This is a genomic window from Dokdonella sp., assembly GCF_019634775.1.
Taxonomy (GTDB): Bacteria; Pseudomonadota; Gammaproteobacteria; order Xanthomonadales; family Rhodanobacteraceae; genus Dokdonella.
In genome coordinates this window covers 1,080,776-1,101,276 of record NZ_JAHCAS010000001.1, presented here as the reverse complement: position 1 = coordinate 1,101,276, position 20,501 = coordinate 1,080,776, and the positions used below count along the sequence as shown (strand labels likewise).

Here is a 20,501-nt window from a genome sequence, read left to right as displayed (position 1 = left end):
TTCGGGTTGGATGCTCAGCGTTGACCTACTCTTGCATGGCTTGAGCCACACTACCATCGGCGCAACTGCGTTTCACTTCCGAGTTCGGGATGGGATCGGGTGGTTCCACAGCGCTATGTTCACTGAGCAAGCGGTGGAGACAGCGCACGGATGCGCCGGTCTCGCATGGGGTCTTGGGACGTAACAAGGTTCAGCTTTTCGGTCGACGTGTTGTCGAGCCAAGCATTGGGCAAAGCCACTTGGAGTTATATGGTCAAGCCGCACGGATCATTAGTATCGGTTAGCTCGGCATTACTGCGATACACACCCGACCTATCAACCACCTAGTCTTGATGGTTCCTTCAGGGGACTTGTGTCCCGGGAGATCTCATCTTGAGGCGCGCTTCCCGCTTAGATGCTTTCAGCGGTTATCGCTTCCGAACGTAGCTACCCGGCAGTGCCACTGGCGTGACAACCGGAACACCAGAGGTTCGTCCACTCCGGTCCTCTCGTACTAGGAGCAGCCCCTCTCAAATCTCCAACGCCCACGACAGATAGGGACCGAACTGTCTCACGACGTTCTGAACCCAGCTCGCGTACCACTTTAAATGGCGAACAGCCATACCCTTGGGACCGGCTACAGCCCCAGGATGTGATGAGCCGACATCGAGGTGCCAAACACCGCCGTCGATATGAACTCTTGGGCGGTATCAGCCTGTTATCCCCGGAGTACCTTTTATCCGTTGAGCGATGGCCCTTCCATACAGAACCACCGGATCACTAGGACCTACTTTCGTACCTGCTTGATCCGTCGATCTCGCAGTCAAGCGCGCTTATGCCCTTACACACACTGCACGATGTCCGACCGTGCTGAGCGCACCTTCGTGCTCCTCCGTTACTCTTTGGGAGGAGACCGCCCCAGTCAAACTACCCACCATACACGGTCCCCGACCCGGATCACGGGCCCAGGTTAGAACGTCAAGCACATCAGGGTGGTATTTCAAGGATGGCTCCACCAAAACTGGCGTCCTGGTTTCATAGCCTCCCACCTATCCTACACAGACGAACTCAACGTTCAGTGTAAAGCTATAGTAAAGGTTCACGGGGTCTCTCCGTCTTGCCGCGGGAACGCTGCATCTTCACAGCGATTTCAATTTCACTGAGTCTCGGGTGGAGACAGCGCCGCTGTCGTTACACCATTCGTGCAGGTCGGAACTTACCCGACAAGGAATTTCGCTACCTTAGGACCGTTATAGTTACGGCCGCCGTTTACCGGGGCTTCGATCAAGAGCTTCGCCTTGCGGCTGACCCCATCAATTAACCTTCCGGCACCGGGCAGGTGTCACACCCTATACGTCCACTTTCGTGTTTGCAGAGTGCTGTGTTTTTGATAAACAGTCGCAGCGGCCTGGTCACTGCGGCCCGGAAACGCTCAGCTCCGCATGGAGCCACGCCTCCGGGCGCACCTTCTCCCGAAGTTACGGTGCTATGTTGCCTAGTTCCTTCACCCGAGTTCTCTCAAGCGCCTTGGGATTCTCACCCTGCCTACCTGTGTCGGATTACGGTACGGTTCCATTGCAGCTGAAGCTTAGGGGCTTTTCCTGGAAGCGTGGGATCAGTGACTTCGTCCAAAAAGGACTCGTCTCGGTGCTCGGCATAAAGAGGGCCGGATTTGCCTAACCCTCATGCCTACCGCCTTTCTCCGGGACAACCAACGCCCGGTACACCTACCCTTCTCCGTCCCCCCATCGCACTGCAATGAAGTGCTGGAATATTAACCAGCTTCCCATCGACTACGCGTTTCCGCCTCGCCTTAGGGACCGACTCACCCTGCGCCGATGAACGTTGCGCTAGGAAACCTTGGGCTTTCGGCGGGGAGGCTTTTCACCCCCCTTATCGTTACTCATGTCAGCATTCGCACTTCCGATACCTCCAGCAGACCTTACGATCCACCTTCACAGGCGTACGGAACGCTCCTCTACCGCGTATCCACTCCCTTCAACACACTCTTTCCCTCTCCCCCACCTACGGTGGGAACGCCTGTGCGGCTGCGCCGCCAAGCGTCGAATGTGTTCAAGTGGAGTGGATACACCCCGAGCTTCGGTACATGGCTTGAGCCCCGTTAAATCTTCCGCGCGGGCCGACTCGACCAGTGAGCTATTACGCTTTCTTTAAAGGGTGGCTGCTTCTAAGCCAACCTCCTGGCTGTCTATGCCTTCCCACTTCGTTCACCACTTAGCCATGATTTTGGGACCTTAGCTGCGGGTCTGGGTTGTTTCCCTTTTCACGACGGACGTTAGCACCCGCCGTGTGTCTCCCGTGCTCGCACGTGCTGGTATTCGGAGTTTGCCATGGTTTGCTAAGTCGCGATGACCCGCTAGCCATAACAGTGCTCTACCCCCAGCAGTGATACACGAGGCGCTACCTAAATAGCTTTCGAGGAGAACCAGCTATCTCCGGGTTCGATTAGCTTTTCACTCCTATCCACACCTCATCCCCTACCTTTGCAACGGGAGTGGGTTCGGGCCTCCAGTCCGTGTTACCGGACCTTCACCCTGGGCATGGATAGATCACCCGGTTTCGGGTCTACGCCGTGCGACTATGCGCCCTATTCAGACTCGGTTTCCCTTCGCCTCCCCTAGACGGTTAAGCTCGCCACACAACGTAAGTCGCTGACCCATTATACAAAAGGTACGCCATCACCCTTTCGGGCTCTGACTGCTTGTACGCATACGGTTTCAGGTTCTATTTCACTCCCCTCTCCGGGGTTCTTTTCGCCTTTCCCTCACGGTACTGGTTCGCTATCGGTCGGTCAGGAGTATTTAGCCTTGGAGGATGGTCCCCCCATGTTCAGACAGGGTTTCACGTGCCCCGCCCTACTCACTTTCATCGTGCAAGCCCTTTCGGATACTGGGCTATCACCGTCTATGGCCGGCCTTTCCAGACCGTTCTCCTAGAACTTGCACGACTTTTGGGCTGTTCCCCGTTCGCTCGTCACTACTCAGGGAATCTCGGTTGATTTCTTTTCCTCCGGGTACTGAGATATTTCAGTTCCCCGGGTTCGCCTCCCACACCTATGTATTCAGCGTGGGATACCGCTTGCGCGGTGGGTTTCCCCATTCGGACATGACCGGATCAATGCTCGTTGCCAGCTCCCCGGCCCTTTTCGCAGGCTGCCACGTCCTTCATCGCCTCTGACCGCCAAGGCATCCACCGTATGCGCTTAGTCGCTTGACCATATAACCCCAAGAAGCCTCGGGGCCACACGCAAACAACCAACTTCTTCGCCTACTTGCCTCAACGACACGTTCGACTCGATTGAGCCAAAACGCTTGTTACGTCCCAAGTTTTCAAAGAACACGAACCCGGCCTCAACACCGGTCCGCTTCAAATCATCAATTCGTATGCGCTACGTCCAGAAGTCTGGTGGAGCCAGTCGGGTTCGAACCGACGACCCCCTGCTTGCAAAGCAGGTGCTCTCCCAGCTGAGCTATGGCCCCATGGGATAACCAGCGGGCCTCCCGACTGCCTCACCCGAAGCCGAAGCTCTTCCGTGAAGAGCGCGCACTCGGATGTGCGCCTTTTGACTTTCGCTCTCCGCGAAGCGACTCGCCTGAAGACAATGGTGGGTCTGGGAGGACTCGAACCACCGGCCTCACCCTTATCAGGGGTGCGCTCTAACCACCTGAGCTACAGACCCGTATGGCAAGGACGCCAAATACGAACCGCCCTCCCGGACCGTCCGATCAGCTCGCCGCTGCCGGCTTTACTCTGAACGTGCAAGTGCCTTGTGTGGACGCCTCGAATCGGCGAAGCCATGCTCTAAAGGAGGTGATCCAGCCGCACCTTCCGATACGGCTACCTTGTTACGACTTCACCCCAGTCATGAACCACTCCGTGGCAAGCGCGCCCCTTGCGGTTACGCTACCTGCTTCTGGAGCAACCCACTCCCATGGTGTGACGGGCGGTGTGTACAAGGCCCGGGAACGTATTCACCGCGACAATGCTGATCCGCGATTACTAGCGATTCCGACTTCACGGAGTCGAGTTGCAGACTCCGATCCGGACTGAGATCGGCTTTCTGGGATTGGCTCCACCTCGCGGCTTCGCAACCCTCTGTACCGACCATTGTAGTACGTGTGTAGCCCTGGCCGTAAGGGCCATGATGACTTGACGTCATCCCCACCTTCCTCCGGTTTGTCACCGGCAGTCTCCTTAGAGTTCCCGACTTTACTCGCTGGCAACTAAGGACAAGGGTTGCGCTCGTTGCGGGACTTAACCCAACATCTCACGACACGAGCTGACGACAGCCATGCAGCACCTGTGTTCCGATTCCCGAAGGCACTCCCGCATCTCTGCAGGATTCCGGACATGTCAAGGCCAGGTAAGGTTCTTCGCGTTGCATCGAATTAAACCACATACTCCACCGCTTGTGCGGGCCCCCGTCAATTCCTTTGAGTTTCAGTCTTGCGACCGTACTCCCCAGGCGGCGAACTTAACGCGTTAGCTTCGACACTGAGCACCTAAGTGTGCCCAACGTCCAGTTCGCATCGTTTAGGGCGTGGACTACCAGGGTATCTAATCCTGTTTGCTCCCCACGCTTTCGTGCCTCAGCGTCAGTGTTGCCCCAGATGGCCGCCTTCGCCACTGGTGTTCCTCCCGATCTCTACGCATTTCACCGCTACACCGGGAATTCCACCATCCTCTGACACACTCTAGCTGGCCAGTTTCCACTGCAGTTCCCAGGTTGAGCCCAGGGCTTTCACAGCAGACTTAACCAACCGCCTACGCACGCTTTACGCCCAGTAATTCCGAGTAACGCTTGCACCCTTCGTATTACCGCGGCTGCTGGCACGAAGTTAGCCGGTGCTTATTCTTTGGGTACCGTCATTCCCGCCAGGTATTAACCGGCAGGTTTTCTTCCCCAACAAAAGTGCTTTACAACCCGAAGGCCTTCTTCACACACGCGGCATGGCTGGATCAGGCTTGCGCCCATTGTCCAATATTCCCCACTGCTGCCTCCCGTAGGAGTCTGGACCGTGTCTCAGTTCCAGTGTGGCTGATCATCCTCTCAGACCAGCTACGGATCGTCGCCTTGGTGGGCCTTTACCCCGCCAACTAGCTAATCCGGCATCGGCTCATCTCATCGCGTGAGGCCCTCGCGGGTCCCCCACTTTCACCTCTCGGTCTCATGCGGTATTAGCGTAAGTTTCCCTACGTTATCCCCCACAACGAGGTAGATTCCGATGCATTCCTCACCCGTCCGCCGCTCGCCGCCAGGGTTGCCCCCGCGCTGCCGCTCGACTTGCATGTGTTAGGCCTGCCGCCAGCGTTCACTCTGAGCCAGGATCAAACTCTTCAGTTGAACCTGTCGCCCGTGGCTTCCCACGGACATTTCTTTTGAGCGTGAAACCCAAGCTCGCTAAAGCGCTGCTTTGACGTTTGCTTGGACGCTCGATCTCTTGGACTTCCATCCAACCCGAGGCGCCCACACAAAACACTTGCGCATACTTTCAAAGATCAAGGACTTGCAGGATAACCTTCATCCCGCACCCGAGGACCTTTCGTCCAAGGGAGCCCGACATCATACAACCAATTTCAGGGCCGTCAACACCCAAAAACACTCGGCATCGACGTTCACAGCCTTCCAGACCATCGCCCTGCAGACCCCTCCTCCGAGGGGGCGCGAATCCTAGCGGCTTCCGCGCGAGCTGAAAAGAGGGAAACCAGGCATTGCGCGTACGCGCACGGCTGGCGTTCAGGCCGTTGTCGCGACGAGGCGTACCCGCGCGAAGTTGCGCTTGCCGACCTGCAGGACACCCTCGAAACCGACCGGGATGACACACTGCGGGTCGGAAACGAGCTCGCCATCGATGCGCACGGCGCCCTCCTTGAGCTTGCGCGAGGCTTCCGAATTGCTCGACGTCAGGCCAGCGGCGGTCAGCAGGGCGGTCAGGCGCAGGCCTTCGCCCGGCACGACGATCTCGGCGAGCGGCAGCAGCGCGGTATCGCCCTCGCCGCGTACGACCGCATTCCAGCCGGCAACGGCCTTCTCCGCTTCCGCGCCACCATGAAAGCGCGCCGCCAGTTCGCGCGCCAGGCGCAACTTGAGGTCACGCGGGTTCAACGAGCCGGCGTCGATATCGCGCCGCAGGGTCAGCGTTTCCGCCGTGGAAATGTCGAAGCTCAACAATTCGATCCAGCGCCACATCAGTTCGTCGCCGATCTTCATCGTCTTGGTGACGATATCGATGGCAGGCTCGTCGATGCCGATGTAGTTGCCGAGCGATTTCGACATCTTGTTGACGCCATCCAGGCCTTCAAGCAACGGCATCGTCAACACGACCTGCGGGGGCTGGCCATGGTGCTCCTGCAGGCCGCGCCCCATCAGCAGGTTGAACTTCTGATCGGTGCCGCCGAGCTCGACGTCGGCCTTCAACGCGACCGAGTCGTAGCCCTGCACGAGCGGGTAGAGAAATTCGTGGATCGCGATCGATTGCTGCGCTGCATAGCGCTTGGCGAAGTCGTCCCGCTCGAGCATGCGCGCGACCGTGTGCTGTGCAGCGAGCCGGATCATGTCGGCGGCATTCATCGTGCCGAACCACTCGCTGTTGAAGCGCAGTTCGGTACGCTCGCGATCGAGCACCTTGAACACCTGGTCGGCATAGGTGCGCGCGTTCGCCTCGACATCCTCGCGGGTCAACGGCTTGCGCGTGGCATTCTTGCCGGTCGGATCGCCGATCATCCCTGTGAAGTCGCCGATCAGGAAGATGACCTGATGGCCGAGGTCCTGGAACTGGCGCATCTTGTTGAGCAGGACCGTGTGACCGAGATGCAGGTCCGGCGCGGTAGGGTCGAAGCCGGCCTTGACGCGCAGCGGACGACCGAGGCGCAGGCGGGCCTCGAGTTCCTCGCGCTTGATGATTTCCTCGGCGCCACGACCGATCAGGTCGAGCGCAGCGGTCAGGTCGGACATGGTTTCCTCTTCGAGCGTGGTCAGGCAGCGGGCGCGGGCACGTCGCACGCGCGACGAACAGAGACGTCGCGGTTAATTATTCGTTAATCGAGAAATGTTCTGCAAACCCGCGCAACTATTGAGATTGACGCCGTTCGCAGCGCGTCGCTATGGTACGTGGCCAGCAGCCGGAACGCGATTGTGACCGAGACGAGCCCGCCGCCCTCAGAAGCCCGCCGCGCTGCCCGCCGGCTTGCCCTGCGTCGCCGCGCCCAGCGGCAACATTTCGACTTCTACCTGCGCAACCAGACCTGGACCTTCCTGCAGAACGTCGCCACCGCACCGGTGTCGTGGCGGCGCGAGCACTGGGTGCTGGGCGGCACGGCGATCCTGCTGACCATCCTCGTCGGCGCGATCATGCCGAACTTTGCCAGCGCGACGCGCAGCGAACCGGAAAGCATCGCCTACACCACGCTCGACCTGCCGGTGCCCGCCCTTCCGGCGGGCGCCGAAGCCGATGCGGCGATCGCAGCGCTCGCCGAACAGGCCGAGCTCGAACCGGAATGGCGGATCGCCATCGTGCGCGCCGGGCAAACCCTGTCGGACATCTTCCGCGAGAACGGCCTCAGCCCGACCGATCTGCATCGCGCGCTGGATGCGCAAAAGGACACGACGGCGTTGCGTCGCATCCGGCCGGGCAACGAATTTGCCTTCGACATCGACGAAGCCGGCACCCTGCGCGCGCTGCGCTTCGACCGCGACGATGCCACCCGCGTCATCCTGAAGTTCGCGCCCGAAGGCGTCATCGAGATCGCTCACGACCGCGCGATCGAACGCCGCGTGCAGGTAGCCCATGGCGTCATCACGAGTTCGCTGTTCGAGGCCGGCGACCAGGCCGGCATGAGCGATCTGATGACGCTCAAGCTCGCCAATGCCTTCGGCTACGACATCGACTTCGCCCAGGACCTGCGCCAAGGCGACAGCTTCAGCGTGATCTACGACGAGATCTACCGTGAGGGCGAACGCCTGCGCGCGGGCGACGTGGTCGCCGCAACCTTCATCAACCAGGGCAAGCGCTACACCGCGATCCGCTACACGAACACCCGCGGCGAGACGCTGTTCTACACCGAGGACGGACGCCCGTTGCGCAAGGCCTTCCTGCGTACGCCGGTCGAATTCACGCGCATCTCGTCGAAGTTCAGCGCAGGTCGCATGCATCCGATTCTCGGCAAGATGCGCGCGCATCGCGGCGTCGACTACGCGGCACCAACCGGCACGCCGATCCGTGCCGCCGGCGACGGCAAGATCACCTTCCGCGGCTGGCAGAATGGCTACGGCAACGTCGTCATCGTCCAGCACGGTGGCAAGTACACGACCCTGTACGGCCACATGTCGAAGTTTGCCAGCGCCACGGTCGGGCAACGCGTGAGCCAGGGCCAGGTCATCGGCTATGTCGGCATGACCGGCCTCGCCAGCGGCCCGCATCTGCACTACGAATTCCGCCTCGACGGCAAGCACCGCGACCCGCTGACGGTCACGCTGCCGAAGGAGGAGCCGTTGCCGGCGACCGAACTGGCGCGCTTTCAGTCGCGTGCGCAACCACTGCTCGCGCGCCTCAAGCTGGTCGACCAGGTCCGCCTCGCGCGCGCCGACTGAGCGCGCCCGATGGGCAGTCTCGACGAGGGTCTCTTCCTCGGCCTCATTTCCGGCACCAGTGCCGACGGCATCGACGCGGCGCTCATGCGCTTCGCACCGACACCCGAAGTCATTGCGACGGCGACCACGCCGTATGCGTCCTCCTTGCGCGCACGCCTGCTTGCGTTGACGAAACCAGAAGCCGCGATCCCGCTCGATGCGCTCGGTGCGCTCGACGTCGAAGTCGGCATGGCCTTCGCCGAAGCCGCGCGCGATCTGCTCGCCAGGACGGCGATCGATGCCACCCAGGTCACTGCGATCGGCTCACATGGCCAGACGATCCGCCACCGCCCCGATGGGGCACATCCGTTCTCGTGGCAGATCGGCGATGGCGCGGCGATCGCCGAACGCACCGGCATCACCACCGTCGCGGATTTCCGTCGGGCCGATGTCGCAGCCGGCGGCCAGGGTGCGCCTCTGGCCCCGGCCTTCCATGCCGCGATGTTCGCCGACCACGCGCCCTGCGCCGTGCTGAACCTCGGCGGCATCGCCAACCTGAGCCTGCTCGACGGGCACGGCGGCTTGCTCGGTTTCGATACGGGGCCGGCGAACTGTCTGCTCGATGCCTGGGCCGAGCGCTACTACGGCCAGGCACGCGACGACGGCGGCCGCTGGGCCGCCTCCGGACGATGTGACACGCAACTCCTGGCGCGCCTGCGCGAGGATCCGTACTTCGCCCGCCGCGGCGCGAAGAGCACCGGTCGCGAGCACTTCAACCTGGCCTGGCTCGAGGCTCGACTGGCCGGAGCCCCCATCGCCACCGCCGACGTGCAGGCAACCCTGCTCGCATTCAGCGCGGCCACCATTGCCGATGGCCTGCGCGCGGCCGACACCCATGTCGCGCGCGTGTATGCCTGTGGTGGTGGCGTGCACAATCCGGTCCTGATGGCTGCGATCGCGACCGCGATCGCGCCGGTCACACTGCACACCACCGCCGCGATCGGCCTCGACCCGGATTTCGTCGAAGCCGCGCTGTTCGCCTGGCTCGCCCGCGAACGCCTCGCCGGCCGCCCCGGCAATCGTGTCGACGTAACCGGTGCACACGGGCCGCGCCTGCTCGGTGCGATTCACGCGGCGCCGCGCGATCTTGCACCAACGCAGCGCGGTTGAAGCCGCGATCGGCAAAACGCCCTCAACGCGTCTATGGCGCCTCCTCGAACGACGGCCCCGAGTCGACACTCTTGAAGGCCTGCAGCGCTTCGTCGAACGCCGCGTTTTCGCTCTGGCTCCACACTCCGCGCAGGGTGGCGATGTCCTGGCGGTCGCGCGGAGCGAAGTCCTCGGATGACAGACCGAAGGCAAAGCGCAGGGCGCGTGCGCCGATGTCGGCCGGCGGGCAACCCTGGGTGGCGGCAGCGGCCAGCAGGCGGTCCCAGAGGGCCTGGTCGAGGTGGTCGATGACGAGTCGGGGCATGGCTGACATAGGTTCCTGCGTCCAGCGATTGTCGCAGCATATGCGCATCGATTGCAGCGTCGGACGTCGTCGTCGTCGCATTCCGATAGCATGCGCCGCATGAGCACACCTGCCGCACCTGCGTACCGCCGCGCCCTTTCCTTGGTCCGCCCCTACTTCGAGCCGGCACCGCTCGGCGCGCTGCTGCTCGGCATGTCGTCCGGATTCCCGTACGCGATGATCGGCGCGACACTGACGACGCGCCTCGCCCAAGCCGGCATCGACAAGAAGAGCGTGACCGCGTTTTCGCTGGCGTTCCTCGTCTACAACCTCAAGTTCCTGTGGGCACCGCTGGTCGATCGCGTGCGTCTACCCCTGCTCGGCCGCTTCGGCCACCGGCGCTCGTGGTTATGGCTGTCGGCATTGGCCGTTGCCGCGGCCGTAGCCTGGCTGGCTCTGGTCGATCCACAGGCCAATCTTGCCGAAGTCGCCGCCGCGGCCGTGGCCGTCGGCATCGCCGGGGCGACTTTCGACATCGTCATCGACGCCTACCGCATCGAACTGCTCGAGCCGCACCAGCTCGGCGTCGGTTCGGGCATGTCGCAATACGGCTGGCGCATCGGTTCGGTTTGCGCCGGTGCACTGGCCCTGCTGATTGCCGCGCCGTACGGCTGGCACGCCGCCTATCTTGCCTGCACGGTGTTCGCACTGCCGGCTGCCGTCGCCGGCGTCTGGCTCGGCGAGCCGGCACGCCATCGCCCGCCGCTGAAAAGCCGAGGCTTCGCCGAAATGCTCGCCGCTGTCGCCGCACCGTTGACCGAGTTTTTCCGCCGCCGCGGCGCCTGGCTCGTGCTGCTGTTCATCCTGCTGCACAAGATCGGCGACACCCTGGCCAACCTGACCTTGCGCCTGCTGCTCAATGACCTCTCGTTCAGCAACGAGGAAATTGCCACCTATGACGTCGGTTTCGGCTTCATTGCCTACCTGGTCGGCATCTTCGCCGGCGGCATCCTCTACGCCCGGCTCGGACTCAAGCGCGCAGTGATGGTCAGCCTGGTGCTGATGGGCGTGTCGAACCTGTCGTTCGCCGCGCTCGCCTCTATCGGCCACAGCAACGGCTTCCTTGCCTTCACGATCGGCTTCGAGAACTTCGCCAGCGGCATCGGGGGCGTGGTCGTGGTCGCCTACCTGTCGGCGCTGTGCAACCTGTCATTCACGGCAACGCAGTTCGCCCTGTTCTCGGCGGCGGCCTCGGTGATCGGGCGTTTCATCACCGGCACCACGGCCGGAGGGCTGATCGAATGGCTCGGCTACGTCGATTTCTACCTGCTGACGACAGTCGCCGCGCTGCCCGGGATTTTGCTGTTCGCCTGGCTGGTGCGCAGTGGCCTGGTCGATGCGGCGATCGCCGAGGACGACGTGCGCGCCGCCACGGGCGGCCATCAGGGCAGGTAGTCGACTGCGTAGGGTGCGTGGTCGGAGAAACGCGGCGAAGCGGTGATCTGGCAATCGCGCAGCTTCGGACGCAGTGAAGGCGTGACGATCTGGTAGTCGATGCGCCAGCCGACGTTGTTGGCCCGCGCAGCGCCACGATTCGACCACCAGGTATATTCGACGGCATCCGGACGCAGCGCGCGGAAGCTGTCGACCCAGCCGCGCTGCGGTGCCGGGGTGCCGTCGCCGCAGGCGTCGGCGATCATGCCGTTGAGCCAGGCCCGCTCGCGCGGCAGGCAGCCGGAGTTCTTCTGGTTCGAAGTCCAGTTCTTGATGTCATTGCGCGCACGCACGATGTTCCAGTCCCCGCACAGCACGTAGTCGCGCCCGCTGCTCAGCCACTCGGCGAAGATCGGCGCGAGGAAGTCCATGCACGCGTACTTGAAGCCCTGGCGTTCGTCGCCCGACGAACCGGACGGGATATAGAACGACACCACGCTGAGCTTGCCGTATCGCGCCTCGATGTAGCGACCCTCGTCATCGAACGGTGCCCAGCCGAGTTGGGTGCGTACTTCGTCGGGTTCGCGCTTCGAGTAGATCGCCACGCCGCTGTAACCCTTCTTCGTGATCGCGTCGCGGTAGAAGCAGTGGTGACCGTCCGGGCGGAACAGCGGATCGGTCAGCTGATCCTCCTGCGCCTTCGTCTCCTGGATGCAGGTCACGTCGGCGTCCTGCACACGCAACCAGTCGAAGAAGCCCTTGTTTGCCGCCGAGCGGATGCCGTTGGCATTGAAGCTGATGATTTTCATGGTGCGGGGAATGGGGTTTGGGATTCCGGATCGGGAGACGCTGCCGGGCAAGCGGAGCGATGCGCTCGTCACTTCCTGCCGGCCACGCAGGATTGCACAATCCGAACCCCGAATCCGAATCGTCAATCCCCGCACCCATGCTCGACTATCAACGTGAATTCCTCGACCTCGCCCTTGCGCACAACGTGTTGCGGTTCGGCGAGTTCACATTGAAGTCGGGGCGGGTCAGTCCGTATTTCTTCAACGCCGGCCTGTTCGATTCGGGCGCGGCGCTCGATGCGCTCGGCCGCGCCTATGCGGCGGCGGCCATGCAGTCCGGACTGGCCTTCGACTTGGTGTTCGGACCGGCCTACAAGGGTATCGCGCTGGCCGCGCTGACCGCAGCGGCGCTGGCGCGTGACCACGGCCGCGACACCGGCTTCGCCTACAACCGCAAGGAAGCCAAGGACCACGGCGAGGGCGGCGTGGTGGTCGGTGCGCCGTTGGCCGGACGCGTGCTGGTGGTCGACGACGTCATCACGGCCGGCACGGCGATTCGCGAGTCGTTGGCCCTGATCGCCACCCATGGTGCGCGGCCCGCCGGCGTGCTGATCGCACTGGACCGCGAGGAGCGCGGCCAGGACAGGCTTTCCGCGGCACAGGAAGTCGCCGCCGAGTTCGGTATCCCGGTGGTGGCCATTGCCCGCCTGAGTGAACTGCTGGCCTATACCGGCGAACATGCGGAGCTGGCGCCGCATCGTGCGGCCCTGCTCGAGTATCGGAACCGCTACGGCGTGTGACCGCGGCCGCTGCGAACGCCTTGCACCTTTGCCTATACTCGGCCGCCAGGAGACCTTTCCCATGCGCAAGAGTGTCGTTTCCGTCGCCGCTGTGCTGATCGCCGCGCATCTCGGCCTGCCCAGCGCAGAAGCCCAGGGCAATCGTTACAAATGGCGTGACGCCGAGGGCAACCTGCACTACTCCGACGCGCTGCCGCCGGATGCCAACAAGTTCGGCTATGACGTGGTCAACGCGCAGGGCATCGTCGTCCGCCGCGTCGCACCGGCCATGTCGGCCGAGGAAAAGGCCATTGCCAAGGCCGAAGCCGACAAGGCACGCGCAGCGAAGGAAGACGCCGACGCGCGCCTGCGCAGGGATCAGCAACTGCTCGCTGCCTATCCGAACGAGACCGAACTGCAGCGCGCGCACGCCCAGCAACTCGAGCTGCTGCAGCAGAACATCCGCAGCGCGGAAATCGGCCTGCAGAGCCAGGAACGCAGTCTCGCCGAACAGCTTGGCCAGGCCGCGGACATCGAGCGCGAAGGCAAGCCGGTACCACAACGCATCACCGACCAGATCGGTGCGACGCGCGTGCAGATCGAAGCGCAACATCGTGTCGTCGATCGCCGCATCGCCGAGTTGGAGAAGGCCAAGCTCGACTTTGCCGCCGAGCTCGAGCATTACCGCAAGCTCACCTCGTCGCCATAGGAAACGGCGGCAGGAAACAACTGGTCGGCGGCATACGAACCACGCGCGCCAGGCGCGTCAGAATGGCAACGCCAGCGCCTTGTCGATCGCAAGCAACTGGCTGCGGAATGCCTCCTTGATGCGGGTGAGCGCCGCCTCGTTGTCGGCATCGAAGCGCAGCACGAGCACCGGCGTGGTGTTCGAGGCACGCACGAGTCCCCAGCCGTCCGGCCAGTCCGCGCGTACACCATCGATCAGGGTCAGACGCGCGCCATCGAATGCCGCCTGCTTGCGGAAGGCATCGATGAAGCGGTAGTGCTCGCCTTCGTGCAGTGAAATCTTCAATTCGGGCGTCGATACGCCTTTCGGCAGTTCAGCGAAGATTTCCTCCGGGGTGCGCCCGTCGAGGTCACCGGCGAGGATCTCGAGCAGGCGCGCGGCCGAGTAAATGGCATCGTCGAAACCGTACCAACGCTCGCCGAAGAAGAAATGGCCACTCATTTCACCGGCCAGTTGCGCATCGGTCTCGCGCATCTTCGCCTTGATCAGCGAATGGCCGGTACGCCACATGATCGGGATGCCGCCGTGCTGCAGGACGACCGGCTGCAGGTGGCCGGTGCACTTGACGTCGTAGATGATCGTGGCGCCCGGATTGCGGCTCAGCACATCGATCGCGAACAGCATGAGCAGGCGATCCGGATAGATCACTTCGCCCGAGCGCGTGACCACGCCGAGGCGGTCACCATCACCGTCGAAGGCCAAACCGAGGTCGGCGCCGGTCTGCTTCACCGACAGGATGAGATCCTGCAGGGTGTGCAGGTCGGACGGATCGGGATGATGGTTCGGGAACTGGCCGTCGACGTCGCAGTACAGCGGAATGACCTCGCAGCCGATACCTTCGAGCACGCTTGGGGCAACGGCTCCGGCGACGCCGTTGCCGCAATCCACGACCACCTTGAGGGGGCGCTCGACCTGGATGTCGTCACTGATGCGGCTCACGTAGTCGTTGCCGATGTCCATGACCTGGACGCCACCCGAACCGCTGGCGAACCGGCCTTCGACTATGCGCGCATGAAGGTCCTGGATTGCGCCTTCGGAAAGGGTCTCGCCTCCGAGCACGATCTTGAAGCCGTTGTAGTCGGGCGGATTGTGGCTGCCGGTCACCGATACGCAGGAGCCGGTCTGAAGCTGGTAGGCAGCGAAATAGGTCACGGGTGTCGGCGCCAGGCCGATGTCGATGACATCGCAACCGGTCGACCGCAAGCCATCGATCAAGGCAGCTGACAGGTCCGGACCGGACAGGCGACCGTCACGGCCGACGACGATCTCGCGCAGGCCGCGCTGCCGCGCCTCGCTGCCGATCGCGCGGCCGATCTGGCGTGCCCCGCCCGTGCTCAGGGTCTGCCCGACCACGCCACGGATGTCATAGGCGCGGAAAATGCTGCGATCGACGCTGACCGGTGTGTCCGAAGACTTCGGCGCCGGCTCGGTGGTGACGGCCGCTGCCATCACCGGTTTCGGTGCCGGCTCCGCGGCTTGTTGCTTCATGGCTTCGGCCAATGTGATTTCCTCTGTGTTGGAGCGGCTGCCCGGACGCAGCACCTCGATGGCACGCTGCATGCCCACCTGACGCAGCCACAAGGCGACGAAGGCGGCGAGCAGGCACAAGGCCGTCAAGGGTACGAGTACCCACAGGTTGCGGGTGACGAAGATCGGGTCGTCCGGTGTGACCAGGCCGAGGCGGAACTTCGAATTCGGTACAGCGACACCGAGGTCGGTGATCGACGTGCCGCCACCGCTCGCCCCCTCAATGACGAGGTCACCACGCCCGTCCCCTTGGCGCAGTTCGATATGCCCGGCGCCGGAAGACAACCGGTGAAAGGTCTCGAGCAGAGGCGCGAGCGGGAGTTGCAGGTAGGCGTAGGACACCGTCGCCTCGCCATCACGCACGGGCAGAGCCAGCACGAGGCGTCGCTGGCCGTCCTCGACGCGCATCTGCGCGGGGGCGGGTCGACCGCTCGATTGCGCCTGCATGAGCATCTGCGCACGTGCATAGCCGAGCCGTTGCAGGTCATCGCGCAACACCTCGAGCAGCTTCGGCGTGTAGAACGACACATCAATCAGCTCGGGCCAGCGCTCGCGCGCCACGCGTGCCGCCTCGGCAAGCCCTGCATCCCCGCTGGCAAGCGCATGCAGCACGGTCGGTGCCTGCACCACCTCACGAGCCTTGGCATTCGCATCGTCGATCTGCCGCGCCAGCGCTTCGACCTGGCGTGCGCGCGCCGCTTCGGCCATCTCGGCTTCGCCGCTCTTCGACCAGACCAGCGAGCACTGCCAGATCAGGAACAAGGCCACCAGCATGAGCAGGGTCGCTGCCGCCAACGGCAACAGGACGCGCAGGCTTGGCAGCAGGCGCGAGAGCAGGACATTTGGGCGCGCCGGCTTTCGCGTCGCCGCGGGCTTGCCCGCCTGTACCGGTTGTTGCGCTGCCATCACCGTCTCCGATCGATGCCGACCCGCCCTGCGGGCGGCCCGAACAATAGCCGACGCACGTGGGCTGCGTCGTGCCGGATCGCCACTTTCGAATGATCGTGCTGGCGCCTCAATGACGCCCCGAGCTGCCGAAGCCGCCCTCGCCACGGGTGCTCGGCGTGAAACCCTCGACCACGACCAATTCGGCGTGCACGACGGGCATGAACACCAGTTGTGCGATGCGCTCCCCGGGGACGATCGTAAAGGCCTCGGCGCTGCGGTTCCAGAGCGAAACCATCAACGGTCCCTGGTAGTCGGCGTCGATCAGTCCGGTGCCGTTGCCGAGCACGATGCCGTGGCGATGGCCGAGACCCGAGCGCGGCAGCACCACCGCGCAGACCGAGGCATCGCCGATGTGGATAGCGATGCCGCTCGGCACGAGGTCGGTAGCTCCCGGCTCCAGTACACGCGGCGCCTCGACCATCGCGCGCAGGTCCATCCCGGCCGAACCCTCGGTGGCGCGCGCCGGCAGCGGGAACTCGCTGCCGATGCGCGCGTCGAGGATGCGCACTTCGACCTTGAGCTTCATGGCGTGGCCCCTCGTGTTTCCCGGTAGCGTGCGGCAACACGTTGCAGCAGCGCGCGCGCGAGCACGCGCTTGTCGGCCTGGGCGAGCTCCTCGCGGCCACCCGGCCAAAGCAGCAGCAAGGCGTTCTCGGCACACTCGAAGCCGAGGTTTTCACCGACCCGGTTGGCAGCGATGAGGTCGAGACCCTTGCGTTCGAGCTTGTCGCGTGCGTGGAGTTCGAGGTCGTCCGTCTCGGCGGCGAAACCGACCAGCAGCGGTCGCGGGGCGAGCCGGCCAACCTCGGCGAGGATATCCGGGTTCTGCACCAGTTCGAGCGCTCGCGACGCACCCGTCTTCTTGAGCTTCAATGCCGACGGTTCGGCCGGACGGTAGTCACCGACCGCCGCCGCCGACACGAAGATGTCGCTCGACGGTACTGCCGTGAGCACGGCCTCGCGCATCTCGCGCGCACTGCGCACATCGCGGCGACGCACGCCCGTCGGTGTCGGCAGCGCCACCGGCCCGGCGACCAGTTCGACCTCGGCACCGAAGGCCACGGCCGCCTCGGCAATGGCGAAGCCCATGCGTCCCGAGCTGCGGTTGCCGATGAAGCGCACCGGATCGATGTCCTCGAAGGTGGGGCCGGCGCTGACCAGCACACGCAAGCCGGCCAGTGGCCGCGGCCCGCGCGCAGCGGCGAGTTCGGCAATCAGGTCGAGCGGCTCGAGCAGACGCCCTTCGCCGGTCTCACCGCAGGCCTGGGCGCCGCTGGCCGGCCCGAACACGCGCACGCCGCGTGCGCGCAGGGTCTCGACGTTGGCACGGGTAGCGGCATGCGTCCACATCTGATGGTTCATCGCCGGGGCGACGCTGAGCGGTGCCGTGCTGGCCAATACCACGGTGGTGAGAAGGTCATTGGCCTGACCGTGGGCGAGACGCGCAAGCACGTCGGCCGAAGCCGGTGCGACGAGGATCTCGTCGGCCCAGCGCGCCAGCTCGATATGGCCCATCGCCGCCTCGGCGGCCTCGTCCCACAGGCTGCTGCGCACCGGCTGGCCGGACAGTGCCTGGAAGGTCAGGGCGGTGACGAAGCGCGCCGCGCTCTCGGTGAGGACCACGCGCACCTCGGCACCGGCCTCGCGCAGGCGGCGCACGAGGTCGGCCGCCTTGTAGGCGGCGATGCCACCGGAGACGCCGAGCAGGACGCGGGCACCCGCGAGCACTGGGGAAGTCATGCAGGAAATTTCTGACACGGGAAGGCGGCGCTAGCTTACCGAAATCCGCGCCACCGGCTTCTGTCCGGATGGCATGACAACCGCTAGCGTGCGGACTTTCCTCTACGGGAGCCCGTCTCATGGGCAGCATCCGCGACTGGCCCGACCAGGAGCGTCCACGCGAGAAGCTGCGCGCGCGCGGCGCCGGTGCGCTGTCGGATGCCGAGCTGCTCGCCGTATTCATCGGCTCGGGGCGACGTGGACGCAATGCGGTCGATCTAGGCCGCGACCTGCTCACGGCAACCGGAGGACTCAAGGCGCTGCTCGAACGTGACGCCGCACAGGTGCAGCTCGGCCCGGTCGCCTGGTGCCGCCTGCAGGCCGCGCTGGAAATCGGCCGCCGGTATCTGGATGCCGAGCTGCGTGTCGGCGAAGGCCTGACCGACCCAAGCACGAGCGCGCGTTTCCTCAAGGCACAGCTCGGCGCCTACCCATACGAGGTCTTCGCCTGCCTGTTCCTCGACAATCGCCACCGCGTGCTCGCCTTCGAGGAACTGTTTCGCGGCTCGATCGACGGTGCCAGCGTGCATCCGCGCGAAGTCGTACGGCATTGCTTGCGGCACAATGCGGCCGCGGTGATCTTCGCCCACAACCATCCCTCCGGCGTGACCGAACCGAGTTCGGCCGACCGCGCCATCACCCTGCGCCTGCGCGAGGCGCTCGCCTTGGTCGATGTGCGCGTGCTCGATCACTTCGTCGTCGGCGCCGGCACACCGACCTCACTGGCCCAGCGCGGCATGATCTAGGGATGTTCTGATCAATCCCACAACGGCGTCACCGTCCTGTGTGGGCGCAGATCAAGGCGAGACGGCGAAGGCAGACTGGCCGTCTGTCGAGCCGGCGCAACGCCGAGCGGCGCCCGCACAGGATGGCCCCAAGCTTTCGATTCCCAATGACGGGGTGACATCCGCAAGGCCCGCAGCGCGGCGTGCGCGGCTCGCCCAGGCAACCAGCCTGCACTTCGCCACGCCCACCCCGCTGCGAACCTTGCGGATGTCATGACGCCATTGCGGGACTGATCAGAGCATCCCTTGGGATGATCTGATCCCGCGTGGAACCCTATACTCGCGCCGTCCTCCTTCGGAGCCACGCCGCGCGTGATCTTCGGTTTTCCGCAAACCTATCCGCCCGACACGGTCGAACGCGAACTGCCCGACCTCGCCGCAGCGCTCGCCGCGGGCGGTCCGCGCTTCGCCGAACTCGACGCTGTGCTCGCTAGGCGCCGGGCCCAACTCGCTCCGCTCGTCACCAGCTCGCATGACCAGGCCTTTCTCGATCGCTGCGACGAGGCGATCCGCATCGCCTACGCACGTCTGGCGCGCCGACATGGCAGCTGGGGTGAGGATTTCCACGCCTACCACAACGAAGTCCACATCCTCGAGATCCTCGGCGAACGCATCGACCGCCTGATCGCCGCGCGCGGTGTCGAAGCGCTGTCGCTGCGCGATTGGGCCGCGCTCGGCCTGTTCGCCGCGTTCCACGATCTGCGCCAGCGTGAGGCGCCATGCTACGAAGCCGGCGTGGGTGCGAACGAACGCGCCAGCCTCGAGGAGGCTTTCCGCCTGCTCGATCGTGTCGGCTTCTCGACCAGTACCGATGCCGACCTCCACCACGCGCTCGACCTGATGATCGGTGGCAGCACCTTCGATGCCCGGCCATCGGCGAACGGCGATCCGTTCAACGCCGCCGAGATCGTCCAGTCCGGCGGCGCGTTGGCCGCCAAGCTGGCCGGCAAGCTCGACAAGCACCGACCCGGCTGGCGCGACGAGCCGTTGCTGATGCACGCCCACGCGCTCGCCCTGATCGCCGCCGACATCGACACCGCCAACGTCGCCGAACCATTCGCCCGCTTCGCCGCCAGCGCAGTCAACCTCTGTCGCGAGCGCGAGATGCTGTGCCTGCGCAGCCTCGACAGCCGCGAAAGCGCGCAACCGGTGCTCGGCTTCCTCACCGATGGCCAGGACCGCTTCTTCTTCGACCTGCATCGCTTCAATTCCGACCTCGGCCGGGCCACCTTCCAGCAGGCCAAGACCGCCAACGCCGAGCCGTTGAGGTCGCTCGGCCTCGGCCTGCGCGCACGCATCGCCATGCGCGGACGCCCGACCTCGGGCCAGCAGGTGCTCGATGCCTTCGGCGATGCGCTGGCCGGAATAGTCTGAGGCGCGGATCGGCCGCGGCTGTCGGGCTGTGCCGGGGCGGCACCCGATCCAATGCATTCCCAAGCCGGCTTCCAGGCGACTGCGGCGCAGCAATCGGCATTTCTATACACATGCCCGCGCCTGTCGCAACAACCACAGGCGATCCCTTGTTCACCTTGGTTTCATGCAAAAAAATGCATGGAAATCATTCGGTTGCGCAGATCACCCGCGAATTCCTCAGGTTTCTGCGCAAGCCGACCATGGTTCGACGGATCGCGCGCGGGGTTTTTCCCACACGGTTATCCACAGGCTTCCCCCGGTCCTCCAGGAATGCTTTG

13 protein-coding genes, 2 tRNA genes and 3 rRNA genes are annotated in these 20,501 nt (G+C 64.1%); 7 read left to right on the top strand and 11 right to left on the bottom strand.

Features of this window, described 5'->3' with window-relative positions; all coding sequences use genetic code 11:
* Positions 1 to 12: 12 nt before the first annotated feature.
* From rrf to tyrS, 6 genes are all read right to left on the bottom strand, one after another.
* Positions 13 to 127: ribosomal RNA gene (gene rrf, locus KF907_RS04730) — 5S ribosomal RNA — on the bottom strand.
* 122 nt (positions 128 to 249) lie between these two features.
* A 23S ribosomal RNA gene (locus tag KF907_RS04725) occupies positions 250 to 3,216 on the bottom strand.
* Positions 3,217 to 3,403: 187 nt separating this feature from the next.
* Positions 3,404 to 3,479 (bottom strand) — tRNA-Ala (locus tag KF907_RS04720).
* Positions 3,480 to 3,602: 123 nt separating this feature from the next.
* Positions 3,603 to 3,679 (bottom strand) — tRNA-Ile (locus KF907_RS04715).
* A gap of 124 nt (positions 3,680 to 3,803) precedes the next feature.
* Positions 3,804 to 5,344: ribosomal RNA gene (locus KF907_RS04710) — 16S ribosomal RNA — on the bottom strand.
* The 16S, 23S and 5S rRNA genes sit together here with 2 tRNA genes alongside, the layout of an rRNA operon.
* 393 nt (positions 5,345 to 5,737) lie before the next feature.
* Positions 5,738 to 6,955 carry a tyrosine--tRNA ligase gene (gene tyrS, locus KF907_RS04705; protein WP_291218695.1) on the bottom strand — a complete coding sequence of 406 codons (1,218 nt, stop codon included), beginning with the start codon at positions 6,953 to 6,955 and terminating at the stop codon, positions 5,738 to 5,740.
* A gap of 180 nt (positions 6,956 to 7,135) precedes the next feature.
* On the opposite strand from tyrS, the gene KF907_RS04700 reads away from it, so the two are divergent.
* Together KF907_RS04700 and KF907_RS04695 are read left to right on the top strand one after the other, a co-directional pair.
* Complete coding sequence (locus KF907_RS04700; RefSeq protein WP_291218693.1) at positions 7,136 to 8,590, top strand: M23 family metallopeptidase; 1,455 nt, start codon at positions 7,136 to 7,138, stop codon at positions 8,588 to 8,590.
* 9 nt (positions 8,591 to 8,599) lie between these two features.
* Positions 8,600 to 9,739 carry an anhydro-N-acetylmuramic acid kinase gene (locus KF907_RS04695; protein ID WP_291218691.1) on the top strand — a complete coding sequence of 380 codons (1,140 nt, stop codon included), beginning with the start codon at positions 8,600 to 8,602 and terminating at the stop codon, positions 9,737 to 9,739.
* A gap of 31 nt (positions 9,740 to 9,770) precedes the next feature.
* On the opposite strand, the gene KF907_RS04690 is transcribed toward KF907_RS04695, so the two are convergent.
* A complete protein-coding gene (locus tag KF907_RS04690) occupies positions 9,771 to 10,043 on the bottom strand; it encodes a hypothetical protein (protein WP_291218689.1) in 273 nt (90 codons plus the stop codon).
* Positions 10,044 to 10,142: 99 nt separating this feature from the next.
* On the opposite strand from KF907_RS04690, the gene KF907_RS04685 reads away from it, so the two are divergent.
* Complete coding sequence (locus KF907_RS04685) at positions 10,143 to 11,477, top strand: AmpG family muropeptide MFS transporter (RefSeq protein ID WP_291218688.1); 1,335 nt, start codon at positions 10,143 to 10,145, stop codon at positions 11,475 to 11,477.
* Here the strand turns inward: KF907_RS04685 and KF907_RS04680 are convergent.
* The gene (locus tag KF907_RS04680) at positions 11,465 to 12,265 is read right to left on the bottom strand and encodes an exodeoxyribonuclease III (protein ID WP_291218686.1); all 801 of its coding nucleotides are present in this window, start codon (positions 12,263 to 12,265) and stop codon (positions 11,465 to 11,467) included. The two genes, KF907_RS04685 and KF907_RS04680, sit on opposite strands and share 13 nt — an antisense overlap.
* Before the next feature lie 137 nt (positions 12,266 to 12,402).
* Here KF907_RS04680 and pyrE point away from each other — a divergent pair, with 137 nt between their 5' ends.
* Together pyrE and KF907_RS04670 are read left to right on the top strand one after the other, a co-directional pair.
* Positions 12,403 to 13,044 (top strand): orotate phosphoribosyltransferase, encoded by a 642-nt coding sequence (pyrE, locus tag KF907_RS04675; protein WP_291218685.1) that lies wholly within the window; start codon positions 12,403 to 12,405, stop codon positions 13,042 to 13,044.
* 61 nt (positions 13,045 to 13,105) lie between these two features.
* Entirely contained in the window at positions 13,106 to 13,732 is a 627-nt protein-coding gene (locus KF907_RS04670) for a DUF4124 domain-containing protein (RefSeq protein ID WP_291218683.1), read from the top strand.
* A gap of 57 nt (positions 13,733 to 13,789) precedes the next feature.
* Here KF907_RS04670 and KF907_RS04665 read toward each other — a convergent pair whose 3' ends face one another.
* From KF907_RS04665 to coaBC, 3 genes are all read right to left on the bottom strand, one after another.
* Positions 13,790 to 16,204 (bottom strand): phosphomannomutase/phosphoglucomutase, encoded by a 2,415-nt coding sequence (locus tag KF907_RS04665; protein ID WP_291218681.1) that lies wholly within the window; start codon positions 16,202 to 16,204, stop codon positions 13,790 to 13,792.
* A gap of 109 nt (positions 16,205 to 16,313) precedes the next feature.
* Positions 16,314 to 16,772, bottom strand: coding sequence for a dUTP diphosphatase (gene dut, locus KF907_RS04660; protein ID WP_291218679.1), 459 nt, complete (start codon positions 16,770 to 16,772; stop codon positions 16,314 to 16,316).
* Positions 16,769 to 17,986 carry a bifunctional phosphopantothenoylcysteine decarboxylase/phosphopantothenate--cysteine ligase CoaBC gene (coaBC, locus tag KF907_RS04655; protein ID WP_291218677.1) on the bottom strand — a complete coding sequence of 406 codons (1,218 nt, stop codon included), beginning with the start codon at positions 17,984 to 17,986 and terminating at the stop codon, positions 16,769 to 16,771. The genes dut and coaBC overlap by 4 nt, the downstream gene beginning before the upstream one ends.
* Positions 17,987 to 18,105: 119 nt before the next feature.
* Between coaBC and radC the strand changes: the two genes are divergently transcribed.
* Positions 18,106 to 18,771, top strand: a complete 666-nt coding sequence (gene radC, locus KF907_RS04650; RefSeq protein WP_291218675.1) for a RadC family protein — start codon at positions 18,106 to 18,108, stop codon at positions 18,769 to 18,771.
* A 351-nt stretch (positions 18,772 to 19,122) separates the two neighbouring features.
* On the top strand, positions 19,123 to 20,184 hold the full coding sequence (locus tag KF907_RS04645) for a hypothetical protein (protein ID WP_291218673.1): 1,062 nt from the start codon (positions 19,123 to 19,125) through the stop codon (positions 20,182 to 20,184).
* Positions 20,185 to 20,501: the final 317 nt, after the last annotated feature.

What these genes read in the sequence shown, in the direction of transcription:
- KF907_RS04695 (WP_291218691.1), top strand. Translation starts at nt 8,600, where the DNA reads ATGGGCAGTCTCGACGAGGGTCTCTTCCTCGGCCTCATTTCCGGCACC.
- KF907_RS04690 (WP_291218689.1), bottom strand. Translation starts at nt 10,043, where the DNA reads ATGCCCCGACTCGTCATCGACCACCTCGACCAGGCCCTCTGGGACCGC.
- tyrS (WP_291218695.1), bottom strand. Translation starts at nt 6,955, where the DNA reads ATGTCCGACCTGACCGCTGCGCTCGACCTGATCGGTCGTGGCGCCGAG.
- KF907_RS04680 (WP_291218686.1), bottom strand. Translation starts at nt 12,265, where the DNA reads ATGAAAATCATCAGCTTCAATGCCAACGGCATCCGCTCGGCGGCAAAC.
- coaBC (WP_291218677.1), bottom strand. Translation starts at nt 17,986, where the DNA reads ATGACTTCCCCAGTGCTCGCGGGTGCCCGCGTCCTGCTCGGCGTCTCC.
- KF907_RS04665 (WP_291218681.1), bottom strand. Translation starts at nt 16,204, where the DNA reads ATGGCAGCGCAACAACCGGTACAGGCGGGCAAGCCCGCGGCGACGCGA.
- dut (WP_291218679.1), bottom strand. Translation starts at nt 16,772, where the DNA reads ATGAAGCTCAAGGTCGAAGTGCGCATCCTCGACGCGCGCATCGGCAGC.
- KF907_RS04685 (WP_291218688.1), top strand. Translation starts at nt 10,143, where the DNA reads ATGAGCACACCTGCCGCACCTGCGTACCGCCGCGCCCTTTCCTTGGTC.
- KF907_RS04670 (WP_291218683.1), top strand. Translation starts at nt 13,106, where the DNA reads ATGCGCAAGAGTGTCGTTTCCGTCGCCGCTGTGCTGATCGCCGCGCAT.
- radC (WP_291218675.1), top strand. Translation starts at nt 18,106, where the DNA reads ATGGGCAGCATCCGCGACTGGCCCGACCAGGAGCGTCCACGCGAGAAG.
- pyrE (WP_291218685.1), top strand. Translation starts at nt 12,403, where the DNA reads ATGCTCGACTATCAACGTGAATTCCTCGACCTCGCCCTTGCGCACAAC.